The following is a 23352-nucleotide window of genomic DNA, read 5'->3' as shown; positions in this document are numbered from 1 at the left end:
CTGCTGATACCTGCCGTTACAGAAAAAAATGGTAATCCGCCTGACTAGCAGCTTTAATTATAGAATACTTCAATTATAAATTGGGTTCTAAAGCGCGCGTACGTGCAGGTGGACAATTAAACGTGTCCTTTGGTATAGAAACCAATGACAGAGGGTTTTGTGGATTTTATTCGTTTTAAAGCACTGACTTTTCTATTAGTGTTTTGTGGCGTATTAACCTCGACTGTTAGCGCAGAGGAGCAGGTACGCCTGAGCAAAACCTTTGAGCTTGGTCAAAGCAACTTAGAACAGGGGCTTGGTCTATACCTTGAATATTTGGAAGACCCAACCAGTGAATTAAACATTGGCTCAGTCCTGAAAACGCCCCCCTCATCCTGGACAGAAAACAGGGCTGAAACACCCAATTTTGGCTACTCTCGCAGCACCTACTGGTTCCGCCTCTCAACTCACAATAGTTCTACCGGTGAACCGTTATCGCGATTGTTGGTTGTCGATTACCCACTGATCGATCAGCTTGAGTTCTTTCGTGTTGAAGATGGTCAGGTGATTGACCGTCAGTTAACAGGGGATAAGTTCTCGTTTTACCAACGACCGCTACTACACAGGAACTTTGTTTTCCCAATTAATGTTGGTGCGGGTGAGCGAAATGAAATTTACTTGCGGGTAAAGAGCGAGGGGGCGGTTCAGCTGCCGCTTTCCGTTTGGGAGCCGCAACAGTTCTTTTTGATTGATCAGTCAGAGCTTGTACGCAAAAGTGTTTTTTATGGCGTATTGTCGGTCATGATTCTGTTTAACCTATTTTTGTTTTTCTCACTGAAAGAAGCCCCTTATCTATATTACGTCATGTTTGTTTTTTCGTTTTTGCTCACTCAGGCAAGCATGCATGGCGTTACGTTTCAGTACTTTTGGCCATCGTCCCCCACGGCTCACGAGATGGCGGTACTCTTGGGGGTGCCTGGTTGTGTGATGTTTGCTTCGCTATTTAGTCGCAGTTTTTTGTCGCTGGCCTATTACGCCCCGAAGATGGACGTTTTTTTCAAAGTGACCACGGCGCTGGGCGCGTTAAATATGCTCGCTGCGTTTGTGCTGCCGTATAGAATGGCGACAACATCAGCTGTATTTATGGTTGCGGTTGTTAGCTTGGGGTGTATTTTTATTGGTCCCTATCTTTGGTTTAAGGGGCATAAAATTGCGCGCTTTTTTACCATTGCCTGGATGTGCATGGTTGTTTCAACAACGGTACTGGCGCTTAATAAATTTGGTGTTATCCCCTACAACTTCTTTACCGAAAACGGGCTTCAATTTGGTTCGGCCTTGGAAGCGGTATTGTTATCGTTTGCCTTGGCGGATCGCCTTAACCGTGAACGACAAGACCGCTGGAAAGCACAGCAGAAGATGTTGTTGGAAGTTAGGCAACGGCGTCATATTGAAGAGACGATGGTATACGATGCAACCCATCATTCATTAACAGGGCTGCCAAACAGAACATTTTTGGAAAACCGCTTTACTGAGCTGCTGAAAAATGGCGTGTTTGAAGAAAAGGGGATTGCGCTTGTATTGGTTCACTTTGACCGGTTTAACGAAATAAACAAAACCCTGGGGCACTTAAGAGCGGATCAGTTACTTAAAAAAGTGTGCCTGAAAATTAATAACAGAGTGCAGCAGATCCCTGGCCTGATTGAAGTAGAGCTAAGTGAGCAAACGCTTCTAGGGGTTGCGGTTGTTGAAGGGGTTTCTGTTGCGATGCTTATTGATCGACGAAAAAACGAGAATATTATTCGAACAGCCAATGGTTTGGTTGAAATGCTTTCGACGCCCATTGAGTACGATGGGTTGGCCATTGATGTCGGGGCGTCAGTGGGTATTGCCTATTACCCTCAGCATGGCCGCGATGCTGATACGCTGCTAAGTAATGGCATGATTGCGATAGATGTGGGTGTTAATGCCAGTGACCGTATCACCCAGTACTCTGAAGAGATTAACCCCTACAACGCTCGCCGTCTAACGTTGATGGGCGATTTAAGAAACGCCGTTAATAATGATCTTCTTGATCTTTACTTCCAGCCACAGGTTTGTTGCAGAGAGAACAGTGTGACCGGTATTGAAGCACTGCTGCGCTGGAATCACCCGTTGCATGGCTTTATCCCCCCCGATGAATTTATCCCTATTGCGGAGAAAACAGGCACCATTAATCTGGTGACTGAATGGGTGTTAGACAAGGCGCTGGAAAGGGTTTCTGAGTTAAATCAGCAGGGGCTCCAGATTGCAGTGGCCGTCAACATCTCAGCGGTTAATCTGAGGGAGAAGAAATTTCCGCGATTGGTTAAATCACTGCTTAAAAAATACGCTGTTGATGCCCACCTGCTGGTATTAGAGGTGACCGAAACGGCGATGATGCAAGACCCCGAAAACGCGCTACTGGTATTGACGACGCTGAACCACATTGGAGTCAAGCTGTCTATTGATGACTTTGGTACAGGGCACTCTTCGCTAGCCTATATCAAGAAACTGCCAGTGCATGAAATCAAGATTGATCGCTCGTTTGTGATGGAAATGGATCAAGATAAAGACGGCTCTATTATTGTAAAAACCACGGTTAATATGTGTCACGACCTTGGCTATGAGGTGGTTGCAGAGGGCGTTGAGACGCTAACCAGTTGCGATAATTTAAAAGCCATGGGGTGTGACTACTTGCAGGGGTATTACCTTGCCCGGCCACTGCCTTTTAGCGAGCTGTTGGCTTGGTTAACAGATGCGACCAGTCATCAGAGTTGGGCTGGTGGTGTGGTCTCTGATACAGCTAAATGAGAGTGAGCATTATCGAGCCAATGTGTAATGTTTGGCCAAATAAAATACAGGATATGATCATGAAAAAGCTGAAGAATGAAGCGCAACTGGTTAAGGAAGCGATCCGCATCGGGTCAATCTATGTTGAAAAAAGAGGTGTTTGTCAATTTGAGCCAACCGACTCATCGAAAAAGAAATCAGAGTACATCTACCGCCTTTTAGTACATGACAAGCAAATACAAGCGCTTCCGAAAGAACAGGAAAACGAGCCCAATATTAAACATAAGCTTGCGATCTGGCTGCATAAGCAGTTACCCGAAGGGCACGCTCTGCTTAATGATTGATACTGACTTACCTGCTACTTGCTGACCTATCTATTGCTTACTCTCGAAGCTCAATATTCATGTTGATGTCGATAGTGACATCTCTTACTTCAATATCAAATGCGTCCGGTGCAATGGCAGCGCCTACACCAATAGGGAAGCCAAGTAGTGGAAACAGGCTGGACAGCGTAACGGTAGATGCTAACTGGGTAGAAAACATGACTAATGACATCTCTATCTGTTCCGCCAGCCGCTGATTATCTACGAATGTTGAATTACTTGTATCAATAAAATATAGGTTTCTCTCAGTCAGGTTTTTATTGACCAAGTAAAGGTTTTCAAGCCTCGCCCTTTCGATATAGATGCTTTGCGAGAAGGGGACGGAGCCAAGGCTATTTGATATCAGGCCATTTTGAGCGGTTGTTTGAGAGAGTTCAGCATCAGAGAGCAATCTCAAATCGGCAACCCCTTGTGATGTAATGAATAAACCACAGAGAGCGCAGAATAGAAGGCATCGCTTAAACATATCAACCTCCTTATCGGGGTGTACTATGGTTGGAGTGATGATATGACTAAAGATTCCAGAACACTTGGCTTTAATGAAGGCCTTGCTCATGCAGAAATAAGATATAGCCTTGGTATGATTTATTACTTGGTGTGGCAGTCGGTGATGTGGCAGGTAATCTGGAATTACAGCGCGGGATTTTAAAACGGAATTGATAAAGCACTTGTACAAATGGCCGGTGGTCACTTATGATGCTTTTAGTATACAGCTAGCAGCAATGTAAATGTCGTGAATACAAACAACAGAACTAATTTGTCAGAGGCAGACAATGAAAATTTCGGTCAATGGTGTAGATCAGGCGGTTGAGTTTGAACCAGATACCCCCCTGTTGTGGGTTATCAGAGATGAGCTAAAACTCAAAGGTACAAAATTTGGCTGCGGCAAAGGGCTTTGCGGTGCCTGTACGGTGCACATGAATGGCGTCGCTATCCGCTCTTGTATCACGCCTGTCAGTGCGGTTGAAGGGCAAAATATCACCACTATTGAGGGCATCGGCTCTGATGACTCCCCTCATCAGCTACAAAAGAGCTGGCTTGAGTTTAATGTGCCACAGTGTGGCTACTGCCAATCTGGCCAGCTGATGTCTGCCAGCGCGCTCTTAGCTAATAAACCCAGCCCCAGTGATGCTGATATTGATGAGGCGATGTCTGGAAATGCCTGTCGATGCGGGACTTACCCAAGAATTAAAGCGGCAATACATCATGCTGCTGATAACCTCAAAAACAGCTAATCAGGGAGACTTATAATGACTGATCAAACTCATGGCGTTAATGTCTCTCGACGTCAATTCATCAAGGCAACGGCAACAGCAACAGGCGGTTTTTCATTAAGTACCTTTTTGCCAGGTTGTGCAACGTTTGGTGCCAAAGGGCTTACTGATGATAACCGTTGGAAAGCCAATGCCTGGCTGGAGATTACACCTGATTCAGAGGTTATCTTTACCCTGGATAGGGTAGAAATGGGGCAGGGGACAACCACGGGGCTAACAACGCTATTAGCAGAAGAGCTGGATGTAGAACCCGCGACTGTTTCCGTTAAATATGCGCCGGTTGCCAACGTGTACAGAAACCCGGACTATGGTTTGCAGATGACGGGGGGCAGTAACAGCCTCTCTTCAAGTTGGGGGCAAATAAGAGAAGCAGGCGCAACAGCTAGGGAGATGCTCGTCGCGGCGGCAGCCGAGGTTTATAAGGTGCCGGTCGATCAGTGCCAAGCAAAAGATGGCCAGGTCGTACTGCTTGGACGTGGCAATGCTTTAAGCTACGGAGAACTAGCGCCACTGGCCGCCTCCCAATCGATACCTTCAAACCCAACCCTGAAACCGGCCTCCGAGTTTCGTTTTATCGGTAAGCAGAATAAACGACTTGATATAACTGGCAAGGTTAATGGTCAAACGGCATACGGCATTGATACTGAAGTGGAAGGCATGGCCTACGCTGTGGTTAGCCGTTGCCCCGTGTTGGGTGGCAAGGTCAAACAGTTTGATGCCACAAAAGCGCTGGCGTCCAACGGCGTTGTTGGCGTGTTTGAAATCTATAACGGGGTCGCCGTGGTCGCAGAGCAATACTGGCAGGCCAGAAAAGCGCAAAGCATACTTGATATCGAGTGGGATGAAGGCCCGCTTTCTACGCTGTCTTCAGACGAGATGTTCCGCACGTTTAAGCAGGCGGCGATCGAAGAAGAAGGCGAGCGGGTTCGCGATGATGGTGATTTTGAAGAGGCAGAAAATGATGCTGAAAAGGTTTTTGAAGCCGAGTACCAGACGCCCTTTTTAGCACATGCAACGCTGGAACCCATGAATTGTGTGGTTGACATTCGTGATGATAACGCGGTTGTTTGGGCGCCCACTCAGGCACCAGATCTGGCCCGTATTGCCGTGGCGCGTGTCACTGATCTTTCTCCGAGTGATGTTGATGTGAACGTTACAGCCATTGGTGGTGGCTTTGGTCGACGTCTGACTCAGGACTTTATTGAAGAGGCAGCGGCGGTCGCCTATCAGGCGAAACGCCCGATTAAACTAATGTGGTCAAGGGAAGAAGATACTCAACATGATTGGTATCGACCAGCGACTTACCACAAGCTAAAGGCCACATTTAATTCATCCGGTGATGTGACAGGGTGGGATCACCAGATTGTCGCGCCAAACCTTCTTGATTGGTATATCCGTGATGCGGCTCCGGCGCAATATCCATGGGCACCCAAGTTTATGTACGGCACCCTCGGCTCTATTGGGTTGGCGATGCAGGGCATTGCGGTGCCGGAGGATAAAACCGCCATAGAAGGCGCTGTAGAAATGCCTTACAACATCGCCAATATCCAGGTACGTCATACTCATGCCGATATTGGTGTCCCTGTTTCGTTCTGGCGCTCAGTCGGACACTCCCAAAATGCATTTTATGTTGAAAGTTTTATTGACGAGCTAGCTCATGAAACGGCAACTGACCCATACGCGTTCAGGCGCAGCCTGTTACAGGGGCATCCGCGTCAACTGAAGGTGTTGGAGTTGGCTGCTGAGCAGTCAGGGTGGGGCGAACCTCTTCCAGAAGGGCATTATCGAGGTATTGCGGTACACGAAAGCTTTAAGAGTTATGCAGCCCAAGTGGTAGAGCTTTCCGTTAACAATGGAGAGATTAAGGTTCACCGGATTATTTGTGCGATTGACTGCGGTATTGTGGTCAACCCTGATATTGTGAAAGCGCAAATGGAAGGAGGCATTATCTTCGCATTGACTGCGGCTCTTTACGGTGAAATAAGTGTTAAGAACGGGCGGGTTGCGCAATCAAACTTTGATGATTACCCGTTGCTGCGAATGAATGAAACGCCAGAGATAGATGTGCATATTGTTGATAGCAATGAAAGCCCAAGTGGGGTCGGGGAGCCAGGGGTACCGCCATTAGCGCCTGCGGTTGCTAATGCAATATTTGCCGCTACAGGCCAACGATTGAGGTCACTCCCATTACGACCGGCATAGTGAACAACCCCGTGCAATCTACTGGTCACCGTACCGAACAGCTGGCGGGCAGTAGTGCTGAGCGGCAGGCGGGCAGTAGCACCGAGCAGCGGGTTATTGATTCGCTATGCCAATGGTTGGGTGATGGCGAGTCGGCCTGGTTGTGCACCATTGTGAGTACCTGGGGCTCGTCGCCCCGGCCTGCGGGGTCTATTTTAGCTTTTCATCCAGACTATGGCATTGTCGGGTCACTGTCAGGCGGCTGCATAGAAGAAGCACTGATTCGCAAATTGTCATCCGCTTCACAAGAAAATGAGACTGATGTTGCGCCTTACCTATACCAGTATGCGATAACCGACGATGACCGAACTCAGTATTCGCTACCTTGTGGTGGCCAGTTAACGGTTCTGGTTGAGCATCTGGTACCAACCGCTGAGACTATTCAGCACGTTAGAATCATCTGTAATGTACTGAACAACAGGCAGAGCGTTCGTCGGCAGGTCTCACTCAAAGGCGAGGGGGCAAATATAATAACGGAGCCGGGCGCGGTTGCAGGGCCCGCAGTAATGACCTCGCCTGACTATGTGGCCACGCGATTTGGGCCAACGTTTAAAATGCTTTTATTGGGTGCCGGTGAGGTTTCATATCATGTGGCAAAGATCGCTGGCACAGTCGACTTTTCGGTGACTCTTTGTGACCCTCGACCAACGTTTTTACAAGGTTGGCAATGCGAGGGGGTTGAGGTTATCCAGTGCCTGCCGGATGACTTGGTGAAAGCGCGGTTTTCTGACCCATACTGTGCCATATTGGCTTTGGCCCATGACCCAAGAGTGGATGATATGGCGCTGATGGAAGCGTTGAAAACAAATGCATTTTATATTGGTGCGATGGGCTCACTGAAAACGACCAAAGACCGTCTTAACCGACTGGCCGAGCTAGACTGCTCGTCCTCTGAAATAGAAAAGCTTCATGCACCTGTCGGAGTGAACATTGGCAGCAAAACACCAGCAGAAATTGCCATTTCGATTATGGCGCAAGTCATTGCCGAGCGGCACAGGTTTTTGAACGGTGACCGCAATAAACTGGCGGCAGATGTTGAGTAGTTAGCGTACTTGTTCTGGCCTATCGATATCATATAGCACCATTTCATCTGTCACGTTTATTTTCTGCAATGCGTCAGCAGAGGCTTTAATGACAGACTTTGCTCCATCGTCACCTGTTAATGCTGTTAGTGCTGTAAAGTATCTCTGGCCAAACAGCACCGGGTGGCCCGGTTTGCCGTTAAAGAACGGGCGAACAATGCCTGAGCGCGACGCGTGTCGCGACAGCTGCACATAGGTTTCTGGTTTAATATAGGGCATGTCACCCAAACAAATGCCGATCCAGTGATACTCTCGTGGTTTCAGGTTTGAGGCAACTTCTGCAATAACACTGGCTAGCCCCTGTATAGCATGGCTGACCTTCATAAGCTCAATATTCAGCGTACTGAGGTGTTTGTATAGTTCCGCATCATCGTCTCGAATAACGACAATAAAACCGCAACCGGATTTAGCTAAGGCGCTTATGGATGTTGCTATGATTGTGTTACCACTTGGCAGCTCATGCAATAGTTTAGGGCTGCCAAAGCGGCGCGAAAACCCTGCGGCTAATAGAACATAGACTCCGGTTTGATGGTGCATAAAACTCCCACTTAGGTATTGATCAACCAACGTTAAAAGCATTATCTTCACGTCTATTATAGTGGCATGAAGTTCTGACAAAATGGACTTTATTGAATGATTTTGTTCAAATCGATAAATCGAAATAACTATCAGATATTGGGCTATTTTTGAACGCTTACACCACCCATTTTAAGGTTTGCACGTTTAACCTGTTTAATTACCTCCTCCCTCCTAATGCTTTTTACGAGTCTGAAAACATATACACTCAACCCAAATGGGAGAAAAAGGAGCGATGGATTGGTGAGCAGTTATCGAGCCTGGCGCCTGATATTATTGGCTTTCAAGAGGTTTTTAGCCCTCAAGCTTTAGAGAAGCTCACCCGTCAACATGATTTGCCGCATTTTGTTACCGTGTCTGAGCCTGGAATAGAGAGCCATCACGTATACGATAAGCCTGTTGTCGCGTTAGCCTCGCGTTTTCCGGTTATTTCAGCTAATGCTGTTGATGTTGATTCTTCGATTATTGATGCATTGAAACTGCAACCGGACTTTAAATTCAGCCGCCCGCCTATCAGGGCTGAAATTCAGATTGAGGGTTTTGGCAGTGTGTTGGTGTATGTTGCGCACTTAAAGTCCAAACGTTCCCGGTTGGAGCCTCAGTTAACCGGGGATGAAGATGCCTTCAGCAGCATCAGCGAAAGTGTTTCGGCGCAGGTTCACGGGAGCTGGGCGTCCACCATTCAAAGAGGCACAGAAGCAACGCTCATCTATCAGGATATTATTGCACAAATGAGGCTTCGGGAAAGACCGGTTATGGTGTTGGGCGACCTGAACGACACCATGGAGTCACCCGTTTTGCAGTCACTGGTGGGCGGGCAGAATATAGACCGGTTGGATGGCAAGTATGTCTCGGGTATGGCTATTGGAGACCAGCGAGCCATTCAGCGTTTTTCGTTATTTGATGCGTTCGAGTTGCAGGACAGAATAAAACCGGCTCAGCGGAAAGCAACGCACTATTTTGCAAATCGTGGCAGTGTGCTCGATTATATATTACTGTCAAAAGACTTTAAGGCTGATTATGACCGCAGCCTTGCTTGTGTTTCCGATTACCGTGTCAACGATGCTCACCTTATCAACCCTCATCATGAAACAGATGCTGAGTGCTCAGATCATGCACCAGTGACGGTAGAGGTTGAAATTAGATATTAACTTCTTGTTTAAAGTCTGAGTCTTCCTGTTGTCATAATTCATCACAATTCACCTCATATATTGCCAATATTCGCTGCTAATTTTGTGGTCATCACTTAATTAAATAGAGGCGAAATATGCAAAAACAGTTGGCGATAAAAATAGCCATCATTTTTGTCATCGGTCTGTTGGTGTTAATTCCGACAACCATGGTGCAGATAAAAATCTACGAACGGCAGGGATATCTGGAAGAAGCTCGGGCCGCTGTTGCGCGCAGTTGGACCGGTGCCCAGTCATTGGTCACCCCTATATTGGTTGTGCCTTATCAGTTGGCTTCCGGTTCCAAGTCTGGCTTTTATACCGAAGAATCAATAAAGGCGTCCGAGAAACAGGCGCTACTGTTGCCTGACCGTATGGAAAACAAGGTAGATGTCGCCAATAAAAGCGTGTTCAAAGGGATCTATGAAGTACCTGTATATAACAGTGATATTCGTCTTAAAGGACTGTTTTCTGCTGAAAAAATCAATAAATTTCTAAACCGAATCAAAAATACCCCTCGATTTGAAGGCTTCGGCGTTCCTTATCTATCCATCCATGTTTCTGATGTGCGCGGGATCAGCGGCGCACCTTCGCTCACGATTGACGATGAACAAACATTACTGACGCCTGGCACTAAACTCAGCGCTTTGGTCGGAGGGCTCCATGGTGAGCTGGAGTCACTCATTGACAATGTGCAGGATATTAACCTCTCACTTGAGCTATCGCTTAGAGGAATGGGCGGGCTATCGTTTATCCAGTTAGCAGATGACTCCCGAACCGAGATGAAATCAGACTGGCCACACCCGGAATTTACCGGAACTGCACTACCGGTCGATAGAAACATTTCTTCATCAGGCTTTACCGCTCGTTGGCTGACGTCCCAATATTCCAGCAACGCTGCTGATTTGCTAACGCGTTGTATCGAGTCATTGAACTGCCACGAATTGCAGGCTTCCGGTTCGGGAGTCAACTTTATTGAGCCGGTTGATGTGTACCTGCAATCAGAACGTTCGGTGAAATATGCCATGCTGTTTATCGGTTTGAGCTTTATTACATTCTTTATTTTTGAGCACATCAAAAAGATTCGTATTCATCCTATTCAATATGCTTTTGTCGGGTTAGCCATCGCAGTGTTTTACCTGCTGCTAATTTCTCTGGCTGAGCACATCGCCTTTCACTGGGCTTATGGCATCGCTGTTACCTGCTGTTCAGGGCTAATACTCTTCTACGCAAAAGTGATGCTCAAGAGTTTTAAATCTGCGCTGTTGTTCTCGCTGATGATTGTTGTGCTCTATGGTCTTCTCTACGTGATTGTTCAGGCCGAAGACTTCGCCTTGCTGATGGGGTCTATATTGGTGTTCCTTGTGCTGACAGTATTGATGACCGTCACTCGAAAAATTGACTGGTACAACCTAGAAGCGATAGAGGGGGTTACATTAGGGAGGAAGTAGGTGGTAGTAGGAAGTGATGGGGTTGGTGGATTAGTTTTTAGTGGCCGAACTGCTGTAGATCATCAGTATTAATACTACTATTGGTAAGTTTTTGGTCAATGGCCCAAATGGATGTAGCCAAAAAGAAGGGTCTAATATTGATAGTAGTATCGTATAAATTGAAATAACACATATTTGTGCGATACAGCAGGCACGAGTCCATTTTGAAGTAAGAAGCCATGCCCCTATAAGAATATCTAAGCTACCTCCAGCGTATATAAGCAAGTCAGCCAGCTCTCCGGTGATTCCTGAGTTAGCGAGAGTTTGGTAACCGAACGCTTTATCAAAAAAGATGGAAGTAAGGCCTGTGAAAATCCATAAGAAAGACAGAGAGTAAATGGCTATTTTGTGTAATGGCGTTTGTGCTTTCTGCATAGCTTAAATAACTGGAAAGGGCTTAAATACCATAAGCCAGAATATGACGATAATCGCTGTAAATGCCGGAATTCCAAGCAGCGTCCAAATGCGCATTAGACGTTTGAACTCGGGTGTTACTTCGTTTTCATCTATAGAGTCTGTTGCCAGCGCATGTAATCGATATTGAATCCGTAAGACGGGCAACCAACATAACCCAATAAAAACAAATAGAGCCGCTACGGAGTAGAACCACTCTGAGTGAATAGAGTAATTTAGTTCTCTCATAAGCAAAGCCCCCGTAATAAGCTGAGTGATTACAGCTGGCGCAGTAAACAACCAGTCGCCTAAGATCACATGCTTGGCGGTAATATGTATTGCTTGAGCATTGTTTGACCTGTTGGCCATAAACATAAAGAAGGCGATACCTGCTCCTGTTCCGGTAACGATCACGGCTCCCAAGATATGCAGTAGTTTTAATAGCAGGTAACTATCCAATTATTTGCTCCTTGAAATATATCTCTTTTTCTTTTGCTACGCTGGCGAACTCGTCTAGTTCGTATAGGCCTAAGCAGGGTGTTGCCCCCATCAGGCTCGGTTGTTCTTTAAGCAGCTTCCTAGCGATAATAGTCGCTGACATCGTGGGGATATATGGACCAACGCCGTCATGGGCGTAAAGAGACCATATTACGTGCTTTGCTTTTCCTGCACTATCAACCCCTTTGATATGAATATGCATTGCCCCTTTATCTGTTCCGAAAGGAAGAAACAGTTCGCTCATTCTAACGATAAGCTTTGAAAGAGGAGCCCAGCTTTTAACGAGCTTTATTTTGGCTAAATACGCCATTGCGACCATCGGCAGATGCAAACTCCACAGCTCAAGCCCGGCTTGAAAGCGAACAAAATCCTTAACCGAATAACGCTCTGGAAAAAGTTCCAATTCAGGTACATCGACATTGGCAAGCCAGCGCTGGCCCACATTGTCGCCAAAATCAACTTTTCTTGGGTTCATCCAACCATAGACATTTCCCCAACGGCCTTTAGAAAAAACTTTAAAAGGACGGCCAGTATAAGAAAGAATAGCTTTAACGGTTGCCTCGCCTCGTTCAGCTTTGTTTCCTGGCGCAATGGCAATATCAATTGAATTGATACTAGAGAAGAGGTGTTGATAGTGCTCAACAACGGTGGAGGATAACCCTGGCACTGAGCTGGCACCACTTACCAATAACACACCTTTGCGTTTAGCACTGGCGTCAAGTGTCTTGATATCACATACAAATCGGCGGTCATCAGCCAGATCAATATAGTGTGCGCCGATATTGATGCACGATTGAGGAACTCGGTAGTCTTGCCCCTGGAACGGGCCGCCAGTATGGATAACTATGTGAGGGGCTATCGCTTTTAGTCGCTCTTCAAAGTCTTCTTTGTTGATGTCTAACGCAATGGGTTTTATGGTTGCTCTTGACTCTTGCTGCAACTGCTCTGCAAGCTGAGTCGCCTTGTCTAAGCTTCTGCCTGCTATAAGTAGCTTGGCATCTGCGACATCCTTCAGATTTTCGGCGATACGCTTGCCAAAGTTTCCGTAGCCACCGAGTATCAATACTGTTTTTGCTTTCAATTGAGGGCCTTTGAGACTGGTTTATCAAGTCGTAAGCTTTATCATAGCGAATGATTGTAAATGATATTGTGCTGGGTTTGGTGTTGTGAGAGATAAGATAGAGAGGTTTGACAGAATAAAAGAATCAAATGGTGCCGAGAGCCGGACTTGAACCGGCACGCCCCGAAGAGCACTAGCACCTGAAGCTAGCGTGTCTACCAATTTCACCACCTCGGCAGAGGGTATACATATGATCGTAACAATAGATGTGTATTGATCTGTGGGGGTTGGTAGCCCCAAATGTGAGGCGAACTTTAACCAGCCCCTATTTTTTTGTCAACGAATTTTTGGGGGATCGTTATCAATAGTTGAGCTTGTGTGGGGCTTTGCCGCTATAATGAGTGCAATTGCTAAATGAACCCCCAGATATTTTTGAAACCAGAGTTTATAACAACGCAGCAGAGCTGCAGGAAATTGAATGTCAAAGAAAAAAGTACGTGATCCTTATGCCCAGAGAGAGGCGGAGAAGTACGATAATCCAGTGCCTAGCCGAGAGTTTATTCTAGCGCATTTGGAAAAAACAAAAGCACCGGCGACTCACCCAGAGTTGTGCAAGGCGCTAAATTTGAAAGATGAAGATTCTATCGAGGCGATTAGGCGACGCCTGATCGCCATGAGCCGTGATGGGCAACTTATATGTAACCGGCGTGGGCAGTATGTGCCGACTAGCAGCATTAGTTTAATTAAAGGCCGGGTGCAGGGGCATAAAGATGGCTTTGGCTTTGTCATACCCGAAGACGGCACAGATGATCTGTTCCTAACGGCCAGACAAATGCGCTCAGTGGTTCATGGTGACCAAGTGCTGGTACGTGTTGATGATGTTGATCAGCGCGGACGGCGAATGGCTATTATTGTTGAGGTGCTGGAGCGAAATACAGCGCAGGTGGTCGGACGTCTTTGCCTTGAAAGTGGCATTGCGTTTGTGACCCCGGAGAATACCAAAATAGCGAACGATGTCATGATTCCGCTTGATGCCTGTATGGACGCCAAGCATGGCCAGTATGTTGTGGTAGAAATTACTCAGCATCCGACTGTGCGCACCAGTGCCGTCGGTAAAGTGGTTGAGGTCATGGGCGATCACATGGCACCGGGAATGGAGATTGATGTTGCCATTCGTTCCCATAGTATTCCCTTTGTTTGGCCTGCTGAAGTTACTCAGGCGGTAAAGGCTTTTTCAGGCGAAGTGGCAGAAGCCGATAAGCAACACCGAATCGATATTCGTCATCTTCCTCTGGTGACGATTGATGGCGAAGATGCTCGAGACTTCGATGATGCGGTCTATTGTGAACCTAAAAAATCGGGTGGCTGGCGACTGTACGTGGCGATAGCCGATGTGGCTCACTACGTTAAGAGGGGGCAACCTCTTGACCAGGAAGCGTATAACAGAGGGAACTCGGTATATTTCCCTGACCATGTTGTTCCAATGCTCCCTGAAGTCTTGTCAAACGGCCTGTGCTCATTAAACCCGGAAGTAGATCGGCTCTGTATGGTTTGTGAAATGACCATTAGTGCCAATGGTGCGTTAAGCGGCTACAAATTTTACGAAGGCGTTATGCACTCTCATGCGCGACTGACCTACACCAAGGTGAGTTCGATGCTGGAGCACCCTGAGAGCGAAGAAGGTCAGCAGTTATGCGAACGTTATTCGAATATCCTGCCTCATTTGCATCACCTTTTTGACCTTTACCATGCCTTGAGGTGGGCGCGGGATGCGCGTGGTGCGATTGATTTTGAAACAGTCGAAACCCGAATACTATTTGGTGAAGGACGTAAGATTGAGCAAATTGTGCCAACACAGCGTAATGAAGCACACAAGATTATTGAAGAGTGTATGTTGTCAGCTAACGTTGCGACGGCTCGTTTTCTTAAGAAGAACAAAATGCACACGCTATACCGTGTGCATGAAGGCCCCGGCGCTGAAAAACTTGAAAATTTGAGAGAGTTTTTAGGCGAGCTTGGCTTGCAGTTACAAGGTGATCGAGATAAGCCAAAACCTTCAGATTATCAGACACTACTTGGGCAGATAAAAGAGCGCCCGGATTTTAGTGTGATCCAAACGGTAATGCTGCGCTCTTTGAGCCAGGCTGTTTACAGCCCCGAAGAGGAAGGCCACTTTGGACTGGGTTACCCTCACTATGCTCATTTCACGTCGCCTATCAGGCGTTATCCTGACCTTACGGTACACCGTGCCATTAAATCGCTGATTCATAGCGAAGTGCCTTGCCCTCAGGTGCTACGAACTGACGTGATTAAGCCAAGTGAAAACCCATATCACTATGACTTGCCGCAGATGTTGCAGTTGGGCGAGCATTGCTCAATGACAGAGCGACGAGCAGACGAAGCGACTCGTGATGTGGTGAGCTGGCTCAAATGTGAGTTCTTGCAGCAGCACTTGGGTGAAACGTTTGAAGGTATTATCTCAGGCGTGACATCGTTTGGCTTTTTTGTTGAACTCAAAGACCTGTATATCGACGGGTTGGTGCATGTTTCTTCGTTAAAGAGTGATTACTATCACTTCGATCAGGCGAAGCATCGACTGGTAGGAGAGCGCACTGGTGCCAGTTATCGCCTGGGCGATACCGTTAGTGTTCAGGTCGTCAGGATAGACCTTGATGATCGAAAGATTGACTTTGAGATTCTGGGTCAGCCCCGTCGCAGAAATGGAAAAAGTAGGGCGGGCGCACCTGCGGGTAGACGCGGGCCAACCGCTGAAAAAGGAAAAGCCAAGTCTGGCCCAAAGAGTAAACGGAAGGCCTTGCTGGATAAAATGCCAGAGAAGGGGAAGGGTAAAAAGAAAAAAATAACAAAGAAGAAAGGCAAAAAGAGCGCTTCAGCTAAAAAATCGACGCCACGAACCGCAAAGGCAGGGAGCGCACAGCCCCGTAAGAGAAAGGTTCAGAAGTAGTGAACATTAATATAATTGTAAAATGGCAATGATAAAGGAAACCCTGACCTACTCACTTTCCGTCATCCTCGCGAAGGCGGGGATCCAATGTCTTCGGTATGTTATAGATTCCCGCCTTCGCGGGAATGACATTAATAAGAGGTTCCTTAATAATGTCTGAGCTTCAAAATGTTTTTGGTCTGCATGCAGTGAATGCGCTGCTTGAAAAAGAGCCCGAGAAAATCAAACGCTTGCTGATTTTAAAAGGGCGAAAAGATAAAAGGCTTGAAAGCCTGCTTGTCAGTGCTAGAAAACGTGGTGTGAGCATAGCAAGTGTTGATCGCCACCAGCTCGACAAAATAGTAAATGGTAGCCATCAAGGCGTTGTTGCTGAGTGCGACACAGCAGCTGAGCTGGAAGAGGGGGATTTGGAAGCGTTGCTGCAATCCCTCAATGAAAAACCGTTTTTGTTAGTGTTGGATGGTGTGACTGACCCTCATAATCTGGGGGCTTGCTTGCGTTCTGCGGATGCGGCGGGTGTGCAGGCTGTTATTGCACCTAAAGATAAGTCTGCACCGCTAAACGGTGTTGCCCGGAAAGTCGCCTGCGGTGCCGCTGAGAATGTGCCGTATATAAAAGTCACTAACCTTGCACGCACGTTGCGGTGGTTAAAACAGTATGGTGTTTGGTTAGTGGGGGCTGCCGGAGAGACCGATAAAACGATTTATGAAAACGACTTTAACGGTGCGGTTGCCCTGATTATGGGGGCAGAAGGGAAAGGGCTTCGCCGTTTGACCAAAGAGCATTGTGATGATTTGGTGAAAATTCCCATGGCCGGATCGGTGAGTAGTTTAAATGTTTCAGTGGCAACCGGGGTATGCCTGTTTGAGGCGGTGAGACAAAGGAATAGCTTAAAATAGTACCAACATGCTACAGGTGAGTGAGACCTTACCTGTATCGTCTGTTTTTTGTTCAAATTCTGCTTGCAACCCCCCTGCTTAAACACTAAAATGCGCGGTTCTTAAAACACATCAATTCAACTCCTTGCTTCTCAAAGTGATTTACCGCTTATGGGAGGCTTATAACCCGTAGGGAGATACAATGCGTCATTACGAAATCGTAATTCTGGTGCACCCGGATCAAAGCGAGCAAGTTCCAGCAATGGTTGAGCGTTACACAGGCATCATCGCTGATGCTGGTGGTGAAGTTCATCGCTTGGAAGATTGGGGCCGTCGCCACATGGCTTATCCTATTAACAAAATTCACAAGGCGCACTATGTTCTTATGAACATCGAATGCACAAGTGAAGCGTTGGATGAGTTATCCCACAACTTCCGTTTCAACGATGCGATCATTCGTGACATGATCATCCGTCGTAAAGAAGCGATCACTGAAGTTTCTCTAATTAAAGCATCTGAAGGTCGCGAAGAGCGTCGATATGATCGTGAAGATCGTCGTCCTGCTCCTGAAGCTGCTGAACAGACTGCTCCTGAAGCTGCCGATGCTACTGATACTGAAGGCCAGGCAGAAGGCGAAGAGTAATCTTCCTTTTGCATTGATTGGTTAAATATTAGTTAAAATTCTTAATTTGGAGAAATTACAATGGCTCGTTTTTTTCGTCGTCGTAAGTTTTGCCGCTTCACTGCTGAAGGGGTTAAAGAAATAGATTACAAAGATATCGAAACTTTAAAAGGTTACGTATCTGAAACCGGTAAAATCGTTCCTAGCCGTATTACTGGTACTAAAGCTCGTTATCAGCGTCAGTTGGCAACAGCTATCAAGCGTGCACGTTACGTGGCTCTGTTACCTTTTACAGATAACCACCACGAGTAAGTTAAAAAGTAGCGATTACCCTGTATGCGTGCATTAGCGGAATATTTGATGCGCGGCCCGAAACAGGCCGTAATCGTGGCGGTGATTGCCGCAGCGCTGCCATTGATGTTTTGGTTAAGTGCGGCTGTTCTAACTCTGGTTACTTTGCGTAAAGGAGTGGGACAAGGAACAAATATTTTGGTTTGGGCTTCATTACCTGCAATAGCATGGTGGATTAAGCTCGGCGATCCGGGAATAGTGTTAGTGTTAATTCTTTCTTGGGTTATGGCTGTCGCTCTAAGGCAGACTGTTTCCTGGGAAAAGATGTTAATTGCAGGTGTGCTGGTTGCATTTACAACGGGGCTTTTATTGCCTGTTATGCTGCCGGAAGTCGTACAGCAATTAATCGATATGGCCAAAGACGTTTATAGGCAGATCGACCCTGAGATGGTTAAACAGCTCAGTGGGGAGTTAGAACCCGCGTTCACTTCTCTAATGGTCGGTAGTTTGGCGACGACATATCTGGCAATAGCATTAGGGGCAGTGATGTTGGCGAGAAGCTGGCAGTCTTCGCTCTACAACCCGGGAGGTTTTCGTCAGGAGTTTCATGGCTTTAAGCTATCACCAGTGTTTTCACTGAGTGCTGTTGGTTTAACGCTTTTTGGTCCGGCGATAAGTTTAAATATTGTTCTGTTGGTGCTGATTATTTTGGTACCGCTGACACTGGCTGGCATTGCATTGGTTCATGGTAGTGTGGCTAAACGGAATTTGGGCGGGCACTGGTTATTTGTGTTTTATATGAGCGCATTATTATTAGGGCCTAGCTTGTTTTTGCTGATTATTTTTATGGCGATACTGGACAGTTGGTTTGACTTTAGAGGTCGAATTAACAACAGCGAAATCGACCAGTAGAACTAGTTGGCTATCACAGACGGTTTAAAGAGGTTTGCGAGATGGAAGTTATCCTGCTCGAGAAAGTCGGTAAACTCGGCGGCCTTGGTGACAAGGTTGGCGTAAAATCAGGTTACGGTCGTAACTACCTTATCCCTTACGGTAAGGCAGTTCCTGCGACTGCAGCAAATGTTGCAGAGTTTGATGTTCGTCGTGCTGAACTTGAAAAAGCAGCAGCAGAGAAGCTAGCTGCTGCACAAGCACGTGCAGAACAAGTAAATTCAAAAGAAGTCACTATCGTTTCTAAAGCGGGTGATGAAGGTAAGTTGTTCGGTTCAATTGGCGTTCGTGATATTGCAGATGCAATCACAGCGGCTGGAGTTGAAGTGAACAAGAGCGAAGTTCGCCTTCCAGAAGGACCACTTCGTGCAGTGGGTGAGTATGAAATTACTGTTCACCTTCACAGCGATGTGGATGCAGTCGTTAGCTTGACAGTTGTTGCTGAGTAATACTTACTAGCTACAACGTTCCCGGGCTTGCCATAGAGATAACTTATATCTTTAAGGTTATCCGGGAACAGGTTGATGAATTGCGAATACGGCCCAAGGGTTGTTAAAGTGATAAGCTTTAGCGAACCCTTGGGCCGTATTTGTTTCAGCGGTATGTTTTTGTTTTTAATTCTCTTACTGACGCATTAAAATAGCCTGATGTGTTTTGTCACGCTTAAATGTTCTCCCTATCTATGCTCCAGGAAGTTGTTGCGGTAAATCATGAATAATATGAATTCTGATACAGAGCTGAGTCAGCTTAAAGTCCCCCCTCACTCAATCGAAGCTGAGCAGTCTGTTTTAGGCGGTCTTATGCTTGATAACAGTAAATGGGATGTAGTGGCTGATAAGGTGGTTGAGGACGACTTTTATCGACATGAACACCGTCTTATTTTCAGGGTTGTTGCAAGGCTGGCTGGCGAAGGACAGCCACTTGATGTTGTTACGCTGTCTGAGGCGCTGGAAAAGCTCGGAGAACTAACCAATGCTGGCGGACTCTCTTATTTGGGTGATTTGGCTAAGAATACGCCCAGTGCATCAAATATAAGAGCCTACGCTGAAATTGTTAGTGAGCGGGCTATTCTCAGAAAACTGATCTCAGCCTCTGGAGAAATAACCGACTCTGCATTTAACACTCAGGGACGAACGAGTTCCGAATTGTTAGATGAAGCAGAGCGTAAAGTCTTTCAGATATCAGAGTCTAGAGCATCTGAGGGGGGGCCTCAAAATGTTAACCCAATTCTGACACAAACACTTGAGCGCATCGATGAGTTGTTCAATACCGATGATCCGCTGACGGGAACGACGACCGGGTTTAGAGATCTAGACGCCAATACTGGCGGGCTACAGCCATCAGATCTGGTTATCGTGGCTGCAAGGCCGTCTATGGGTAAGACGGCCTTTGCGATGAACCTGGTTGAAAATGCCTTGTTTGGAGCGGGTAAACCTGTACTGGTATTCAGTATGGAGATGCCATCAGATGCGATTGTTATGCGTATGTTGTCGTCTATGGGGCGTATCCATCAAGGGCGTGTAAGAAGTGGTAAGTTGGAGGAGGATGATTGGCCTCGTTTGACGTCAGCGGTTAGCTTGCTAAAAGACAAACCGCTCTATATTGATGACACTGCTGGCTTGAGCCCGACTGAGGTACGTTCAAGGGCGCGGAGGATTGCCCGTGAAACAAAAAGAGAGTTTGGCCTGATCATGATCGATTACCTGCAACTTATGCAGGTTCCTGGGAATACCGAGGGGCGAACCTCTGAAATATCTGAGATCTCTCGCTCGCTTAAAGCGCTGGCTAAAGAGTTGAAATGCCCGGTTGTGGCACTGTCTCAGCTTAACCGAAGTTTGGAGCAGCGACCCAATAAGCGTCCTATCAACTCGGATTTGCGAGAGTCAGGCGCAATTGAGCAGGATGCCGATATTATTATGTTTATCTATCGTGATGACTACTATAACGAAGATAGCCCTGATAAGGGGATTGCCGAGATTATTATCGGTAAGCAACGAAACGGGCCTACAGGAACCATCAAACTCGCCTTTCAGGGGCAGTTTACCAAGTTTGAGGATCTTGCCCACACTGATTACGATGGCGAGTTCTAATGACCCGACCCACCTTTGCCAAGATAGACCTTAACGCTTTTAAAGCAAATTACCAGCTGGCTTCAACGCTGGCCGGAGACGCGTTATGTGTTGCGGTTATTAAAGCCAACGGTTATGGTCATGGTATCTGTCAAATCGCACGAGCAATCCCTGATGCGCCTCTAGCTGTCGCCTGTGTCGATGAGGCAATAGCAATGAGGAAAAACGGAATTGATAACCCTGTGGTAGTGCTGGAGGGGGCCTTTTCGATTGAAGAGGTGTTATTAGCTGCGGAGCACAAACTGCAGTTGATTATTCACTCTGAATATCAGCTTGAGCAACTAAACGCGCTTACAGAGGTTAATCAACCTGTCGCTGTCTGGCTCAAGTTGAATACCGGCATGAACAGGTTGGGGTTCAAGCCCGCCTTGGCGCGCGAGTTGGTCTACAGGCTTAAGCAGACCCCGTTGGTTAAGCTTGTAGGGCTTATGACCCATTTCTCTAGCGCCGATGAGTTAGAGACTACAGAAACAGAGCGACAACTGGCGCTGTTTAGTTCGGTGGTTAATAATCTGGGCTCAATGTCTGAGGGGTTATTGTTGACTGCTGCCAATTCCGCAGCGTTGCTCGCCCATAAGTCTGCACATTTTGATTGCGTCAGGCCCGGAATCATACTGTATGGTTCTTCACCTATGCCGCACTTATCCTCAGAAGCCCTTGGGTTAGCCGCAGTCATGTCGCTTGAGTCACGTATTATGGCGATACATGAAGTGAATGCAGGGGATTGCGTGGGCTACGGTGGGACGTGGCGTGCGAGTCGCGAAACCAAAGTGGGTACCATTGCGGTGGGGTATGGTGATGGCTACCCGCGTCATGCCGAAACAGGTACGCCTGTATGGGTGGGGGACCGCGTTGTACCGCTAATAGGTCGTGTTTCAATGGATATGCTGACGGTTGACCTTACTTATCACCCCGATGCCAAAGTGGGGGATGCCGTCGAGCTTTGGGGCAAGAACGTTTCAGTCGACGAGGTTGCTATGTCTGCCGGAACGATTGGCTATGAGCTGCTAACGGGTGTTACATCAAGAGTGCCAAGGTTATATTCCGAAGAGTGACATCTTAACTTGAGTGATCTGTAGTAAGTCAATTCCTTCCAGCACTCGCTAATATACACTTCAGCTTTACAATAATTCCCATTTTCAGGATAAATTCAATGATCAGTTGGAAAGCGCTTATTATCGGGTTGGTAGTGACGATCTTGGTGGGGCTGTTCGGCCAGGCTATTTATGTGCTGCTAGCGTCATACATAGGCATGGCAGCGAGTGACTATGTATTTTTCTCAACCTATAAACAAGAAATTTGGTTTATCTTTGCAATGCTGGTTTATTGCCTGACGATGGCATTTGGAGGGCTTTTAACAGGTACGATTGCAAATCAAAAGCAAGCGTGGCACGCCGCAGCTGTTGGCTTCTTAGCGGGCGTTGCTTCGGTAACTTCCTCGGCAGAAAATAGTAGCATTACATTGATGGCGGTTGTTATGGTTGTACTGGGGGCTTTCTTTGCGTTTCTGGGTGGGTTGTTTGCTCTTCGTGTTATAGAGTCTGAAGATTGAAGACTTTAAGGGTAGACCTTAACCAATATCTCTAAATAAAAAACCTGACCTTGTTAAAGGCCAGGTTCTCTTATTGGTGTTTGGCTTAAAACTTACTGTAGGCTTAAAACTTATAGTATGCGCCTAGCATGTAAACGTAAGGGTCTACTTCAACATCAACATTTGCTTTTACTGTTCCCACATTGGTTTGCGCGGTAATTTCAGCATCGGCATCGATGTTGATCCACCAAACAGCTGCGGTTAGCCCGGCATTTTCTGTGATTTCATAGTTAAAACCCGCTTGTAGCGAAGCGCCAATTGAGTCATCAATATCAAGCTTGGTGCTTGTGGCTACCACACCTGGCGTACCAGTCAGGCCTGCCAATGCACCAATTGAGTTTGTTAGTGTATCTGTAGTTCCTTCGTCAAAGAAAATAGTGTAGTTGATACCGGCTCCAACATAAGGTTGGAACTTTGCGTCTGGCTCTGCCAGGTAATACTGCACACTGAGCGTTGGTGGAAGGTGCTTGGTGTCACCCAGTTTTCCAACGCCTGAGATTGCGCCAGCGCCAGAAATGTCGTGCTTGAATGGTGTTGCAGCAAGTAGCTCAATACCGATTCTGTCGGTCGCCATATAGCTGAATACTAATCCTAATTGGGTATCAGAATTCAGGCCTACTTTTGCACCAGTGGCAGGGCCCAGAGCCGGGGTATTTATAACAATGTCTGAGCTGGATTCTTGGGGATCGACAGTTGCGATACCGCCTTTAATGAAAATATCTCCTGCTTCATAAGCAAAAGCAGATTGGCTAATTAATAGTGAACCAGCAACAAGAGATGAAGTTAATGCATTTTTTAACATATAGCTACCCTGATTGAGTTTCGAAGTGATTAAGTTGTGATGGGCGCAGTGTAGCTATGGTGAATTTTGTTAAATTGACATATCGCAATAAAATAATATCGGCTATTGGTGGCAAGTGTGAGAAATGAAAATAAAATGAGATAAATCAAGTTAACTAAAGATACCTATAA

The 23352-nt window shown here is 46.7% G+C and carries 23 protein-coding genes and 1 tRNA gene; 17 read left to right on the top strand and 7 right to left on the bottom strand.

Features of this window, described 5'->3' with window-relative positions; genetic code table 11:
• Positions 1 to 144: 144 nt before the first annotated feature.
• A complete protein-coding gene (locus MY523_RS12915) occupies positions 145 to 2808 on the top strand; it encodes an EAL domain-containing protein (protein ID WP_250655107.1) in 2664 nt (887 codons plus the stop codon).
• A gap of 59 nt (positions 2809 to 2867) precedes the next feature.
• Positions 2868 to 3131 carry a DUF5062 family protein gene (locus tag MY523_RS12910; RefSeq protein ID WP_250655106.1) on the top strand — a complete coding sequence of 88 codons (264 nt, stop codon included), beginning with the start codon at positions 2868 to 2870 and terminating at the stop codon, positions 3129 to 3131.
• Positions 3132 to 3168: 37 nt separating this feature from the next.
• Here the strand turns inward: MY523_RS12910 and MY523_RS12905 are convergent, their stop codons facing one another.
• Entirely contained in the window at positions 3169 to 3636 is a 468-nt protein-coding gene (locus tag MY523_RS12905; protein ID WP_250655105.1) for a hypothetical protein, read from the bottom strand.
• 42 nt (positions 3637 to 3678) lie between these two features.
• Here MY523_RS12905 and MY523_RS12900 point away from each other — a divergent pair, with 42 nt between their 5' ends.
• The 4 genes from MY523_RS12900 (at position 3679) to MY523_RS12885 (ending at position 7728) form a co-directional block, all read left to right on the top strand.
• Positions 3679 to 3819, top strand: a complete 141-nt coding sequence (locus MY523_RS12900; RefSeq protein ID WP_250655104.1) for a hypothetical protein — start codon at positions 3679 to 3681, stop codon at positions 3817 to 3819.
• Positions 3820 to 3943: 124 nt separating this feature from the next.
• The gene (locus tag MY523_RS12895) at positions 3944 to 4405 is read left to right on the top strand and encodes a (2Fe-2S)-binding protein (RefSeq protein ID WP_250655103.1); all 462 of its coding nucleotides are present in this window, start codon (positions 3944 to 3946) and stop codon (positions 4403 to 4405) included.
• A 15-nt stretch (positions 4406 to 4420) separates the two neighbouring features.
• Positions 4421 to 6646 carry a xanthine dehydrogenase family protein molybdopterin-binding subunit gene (locus tag MY523_RS12890; RefSeq protein WP_250655102.1) on the top strand — a complete coding sequence of 742 codons (2226 nt, stop codon included), beginning with the start codon at positions 4421 to 4423 and terminating at the stop codon, positions 6644 to 6646.
• Complete coding sequence (locus MY523_RS12885; RefSeq protein WP_250655101.1) at positions 6646 to 7728, top strand: XdhC family protein; 1083 nt, start codon at positions 6646 to 6648, stop codon at positions 7726 to 7728. The genes MY523_RS12890 and MY523_RS12885 overlap by 1 nt, the downstream gene beginning before the upstream one ends.
• Here MY523_RS12885 and MY523_RS12880 read toward each other — a convergent pair whose 3' ends face one another.
• Positions 7729 to 8304: a nucleotidyltransferase family protein gene (locus MY523_RS12880; protein WP_250655100.1), complete on the bottom strand. Its 576-nt coding sequence runs from the start codon at positions 8302 to 8304 to the stop codon at positions 7729 to 7731. It lies immediately after the preceding gene.
• 149 nt (positions 8305 to 8453) lie between these two features.
• Between MY523_RS12880 and MY523_RS12875 the strand changes: the two genes are divergently transcribed.
• Entirely contained in the window at positions 8454 to 9494 is a 1041-nt protein-coding gene (locus tag MY523_RS12875; protein WP_250655099.1) for an endonuclease/exonuclease/phosphatase family protein, read from the top strand.
• Between the two features lie 116 nt (positions 9495 to 9610).
• Positions 9611 to 10963 (top strand): cell envelope integrity protein CreD, encoded by a 1353-nt coding sequence (gene creD, locus MY523_RS12870; protein WP_250655098.1) that lies wholly within the window; start codon positions 9611 to 9613, stop codon positions 10961 to 10963.
• Between the two features lie 30 nt (positions 10964 to 10993).
• Here creD and MY523_RS12865 read toward each other — a convergent pair whose 3' ends face one another.
• The 4 genes from MY523_RS12865 to MY523_RS12850 all read right to left on the bottom strand — a co-directional run bounded on the left by MY523_RS12865 (position 10994) and on the right by MY523_RS12850 (position 13190).
• The gene (locus MY523_RS12865) at positions 10994 to 11377 is read right to left on the bottom strand and encodes a DoxX-like family protein (RefSeq protein ID WP_250655097.1); all 384 of its coding nucleotides are present in this window, start codon (positions 11375 to 11377) and stop codon (positions 10994 to 10996) included.
• 3 nt (positions 11378 to 11380) lie between these two features.
• On the bottom strand, positions 11381 to 11854 hold the full coding sequence (locus MY523_RS12860; protein ID WP_250655096.1) for a DUF2269 family protein: 474 nt from the start codon (positions 11852 to 11854) through the stop codon (positions 11381 to 11383).
• Positions 11847 to 12974: a saccharopine dehydrogenase family protein gene (locus MY523_RS12855; protein WP_250655095.1), complete on the bottom strand. Its 1128-nt coding sequence runs from the start codon at positions 12972 to 12974 to the stop codon at positions 11847 to 11849. The genes MY523_RS12860 and MY523_RS12855 overlap by 8 nt, the downstream gene beginning before the upstream one ends.
• Positions 12975 to 13103: 129 nt before the next feature.
• A tRNA-Leu gene (locus MY523_RS12850) sits at positions 13104 to 13190 on the bottom strand.
• Positions 13191 to 13431: 241 nt separating this feature from the next.
• On the opposite strand from MY523_RS12850, the gene rnr reads away from it, so the two are divergent.
• From rnr to MY523_RS12805, 9 genes are all read left to right on the top strand, one after another.
• Positions 13432 to 15918 (top strand): ribonuclease R, encoded by a 2487-nt coding sequence (gene rnr / locus MY523_RS12845; protein WP_250655094.1) that lies wholly within the window; start codon positions 13432 to 13434, stop codon positions 15916 to 15918.
• A gap of 152 nt (positions 15919 to 16070) precedes the next feature.
• Positions 16071 to 16817 carry a 23S rRNA (guanosine(2251)-2'-O)-methyltransferase RlmB gene (rlmB, locus tag MY523_RS12840; RefSeq protein WP_370300998.1) on the top strand — a complete coding sequence of 249 codons (747 nt, stop codon included), beginning with the start codon at positions 16071 to 16073 and terminating at the stop codon, positions 16815 to 16817.
• Between the two features lie 181 nt (positions 16818 to 16998).
• Positions 16999 to 17439 carry a 30S ribosomal protein S6 gene (gene rpsF, locus MY523_RS12835; protein WP_250655093.1) on the top strand — a complete coding sequence of 147 codons (441 nt, stop codon included), beginning with the start codon at positions 16999 to 17001 and terminating at the stop codon, positions 17437 to 17439.
• Between the two features lie 60 nt (positions 17440 to 17499).
• A complete protein-coding gene (gene rpsR, locus MY523_RS12830) occupies positions 17500 to 17730 on the top strand; it encodes a 30S ribosomal protein S18 (RefSeq protein ID WP_250655092.1) in 231 nt (76 codons plus the stop codon).
• A gap of 48 nt (positions 17731 to 17778) precedes the next feature.
• Positions 17779 to 18621 (top strand): hypothetical protein, encoded by an 843-nt coding sequence (locus MY523_RS12825; protein ID WP_250655091.1) that lies wholly within the window; start codon positions 17779 to 17781, stop codon positions 18619 to 18621.
• 41 nt (positions 18622 to 18662) lie between these two features.
• On the top strand, positions 18663 to 19109 hold the full coding sequence (gene rplI, locus MY523_RS12820) for a 50S ribosomal protein L9 (RefSeq protein WP_250655090.1): 447 nt from the start codon (positions 18663 to 18665) through the stop codon (positions 19107 to 19109).
• A gap of 261 nt (positions 19110 to 19370) precedes the next feature.
• The gene (dnaB, locus tag MY523_RS12815) at positions 19371 to 20750 is read left to right on the top strand and encodes a replicative DNA helicase (protein ID WP_250655089.1); all 1380 of its coding nucleotides are present in this window, start codon (positions 19371 to 19373) and stop codon (positions 20748 to 20750) included.
• Positions 20750 to 21844: an alanine racemase gene (gene alr / locus MY523_RS12810; protein WP_250655088.1), complete on the top strand. Its 1095-nt coding sequence runs from the start codon at positions 20750 to 20752 to the stop codon at positions 21842 to 21844. The genes dnaB and alr overlap by 1 nt, the downstream gene beginning before the upstream one ends.
• A gap of 98 nt (positions 21845 to 21942) precedes the next feature.
• Positions 21943 to 22341, top strand: a complete 399-nt coding sequence (locus MY523_RS12805; RefSeq protein ID WP_250655087.1) for a hypothetical protein — start codon at positions 21943 to 21945, stop codon at positions 22339 to 22341.
• A 103-nt stretch (positions 22342 to 22444) separates the two neighbouring features.
• Here the strand turns inward: MY523_RS12805 and MY523_RS12800 are convergent, their stop codons facing one another.
• Positions 22445 to 23182 carry an OmpW/AlkL family protein gene (locus MY523_RS12800; RefSeq protein ID WP_250655086.1) on the bottom strand — a complete coding sequence of 246 codons (738 nt, stop codon included), beginning with the start codon at positions 23180 to 23182 and terminating at the stop codon, positions 22445 to 22447.
• Positions 23183 to 23352: the final 170 nt, after the last annotated feature.

The organism is Alkalimarinus coralli (genome assembly GCF_023650515.1).
In the GTDB taxonomy this organism is placed as follows: domain Bacteria; phylum Pseudomonadota; class Gammaproteobacteria; order Pseudomonadales; family Oleiphilaceae; genus Alkalimarinus; species Alkalimarinus coralli.
This window is presented reverse-complemented; position numbering and strand designations above follow the sequence as displayed.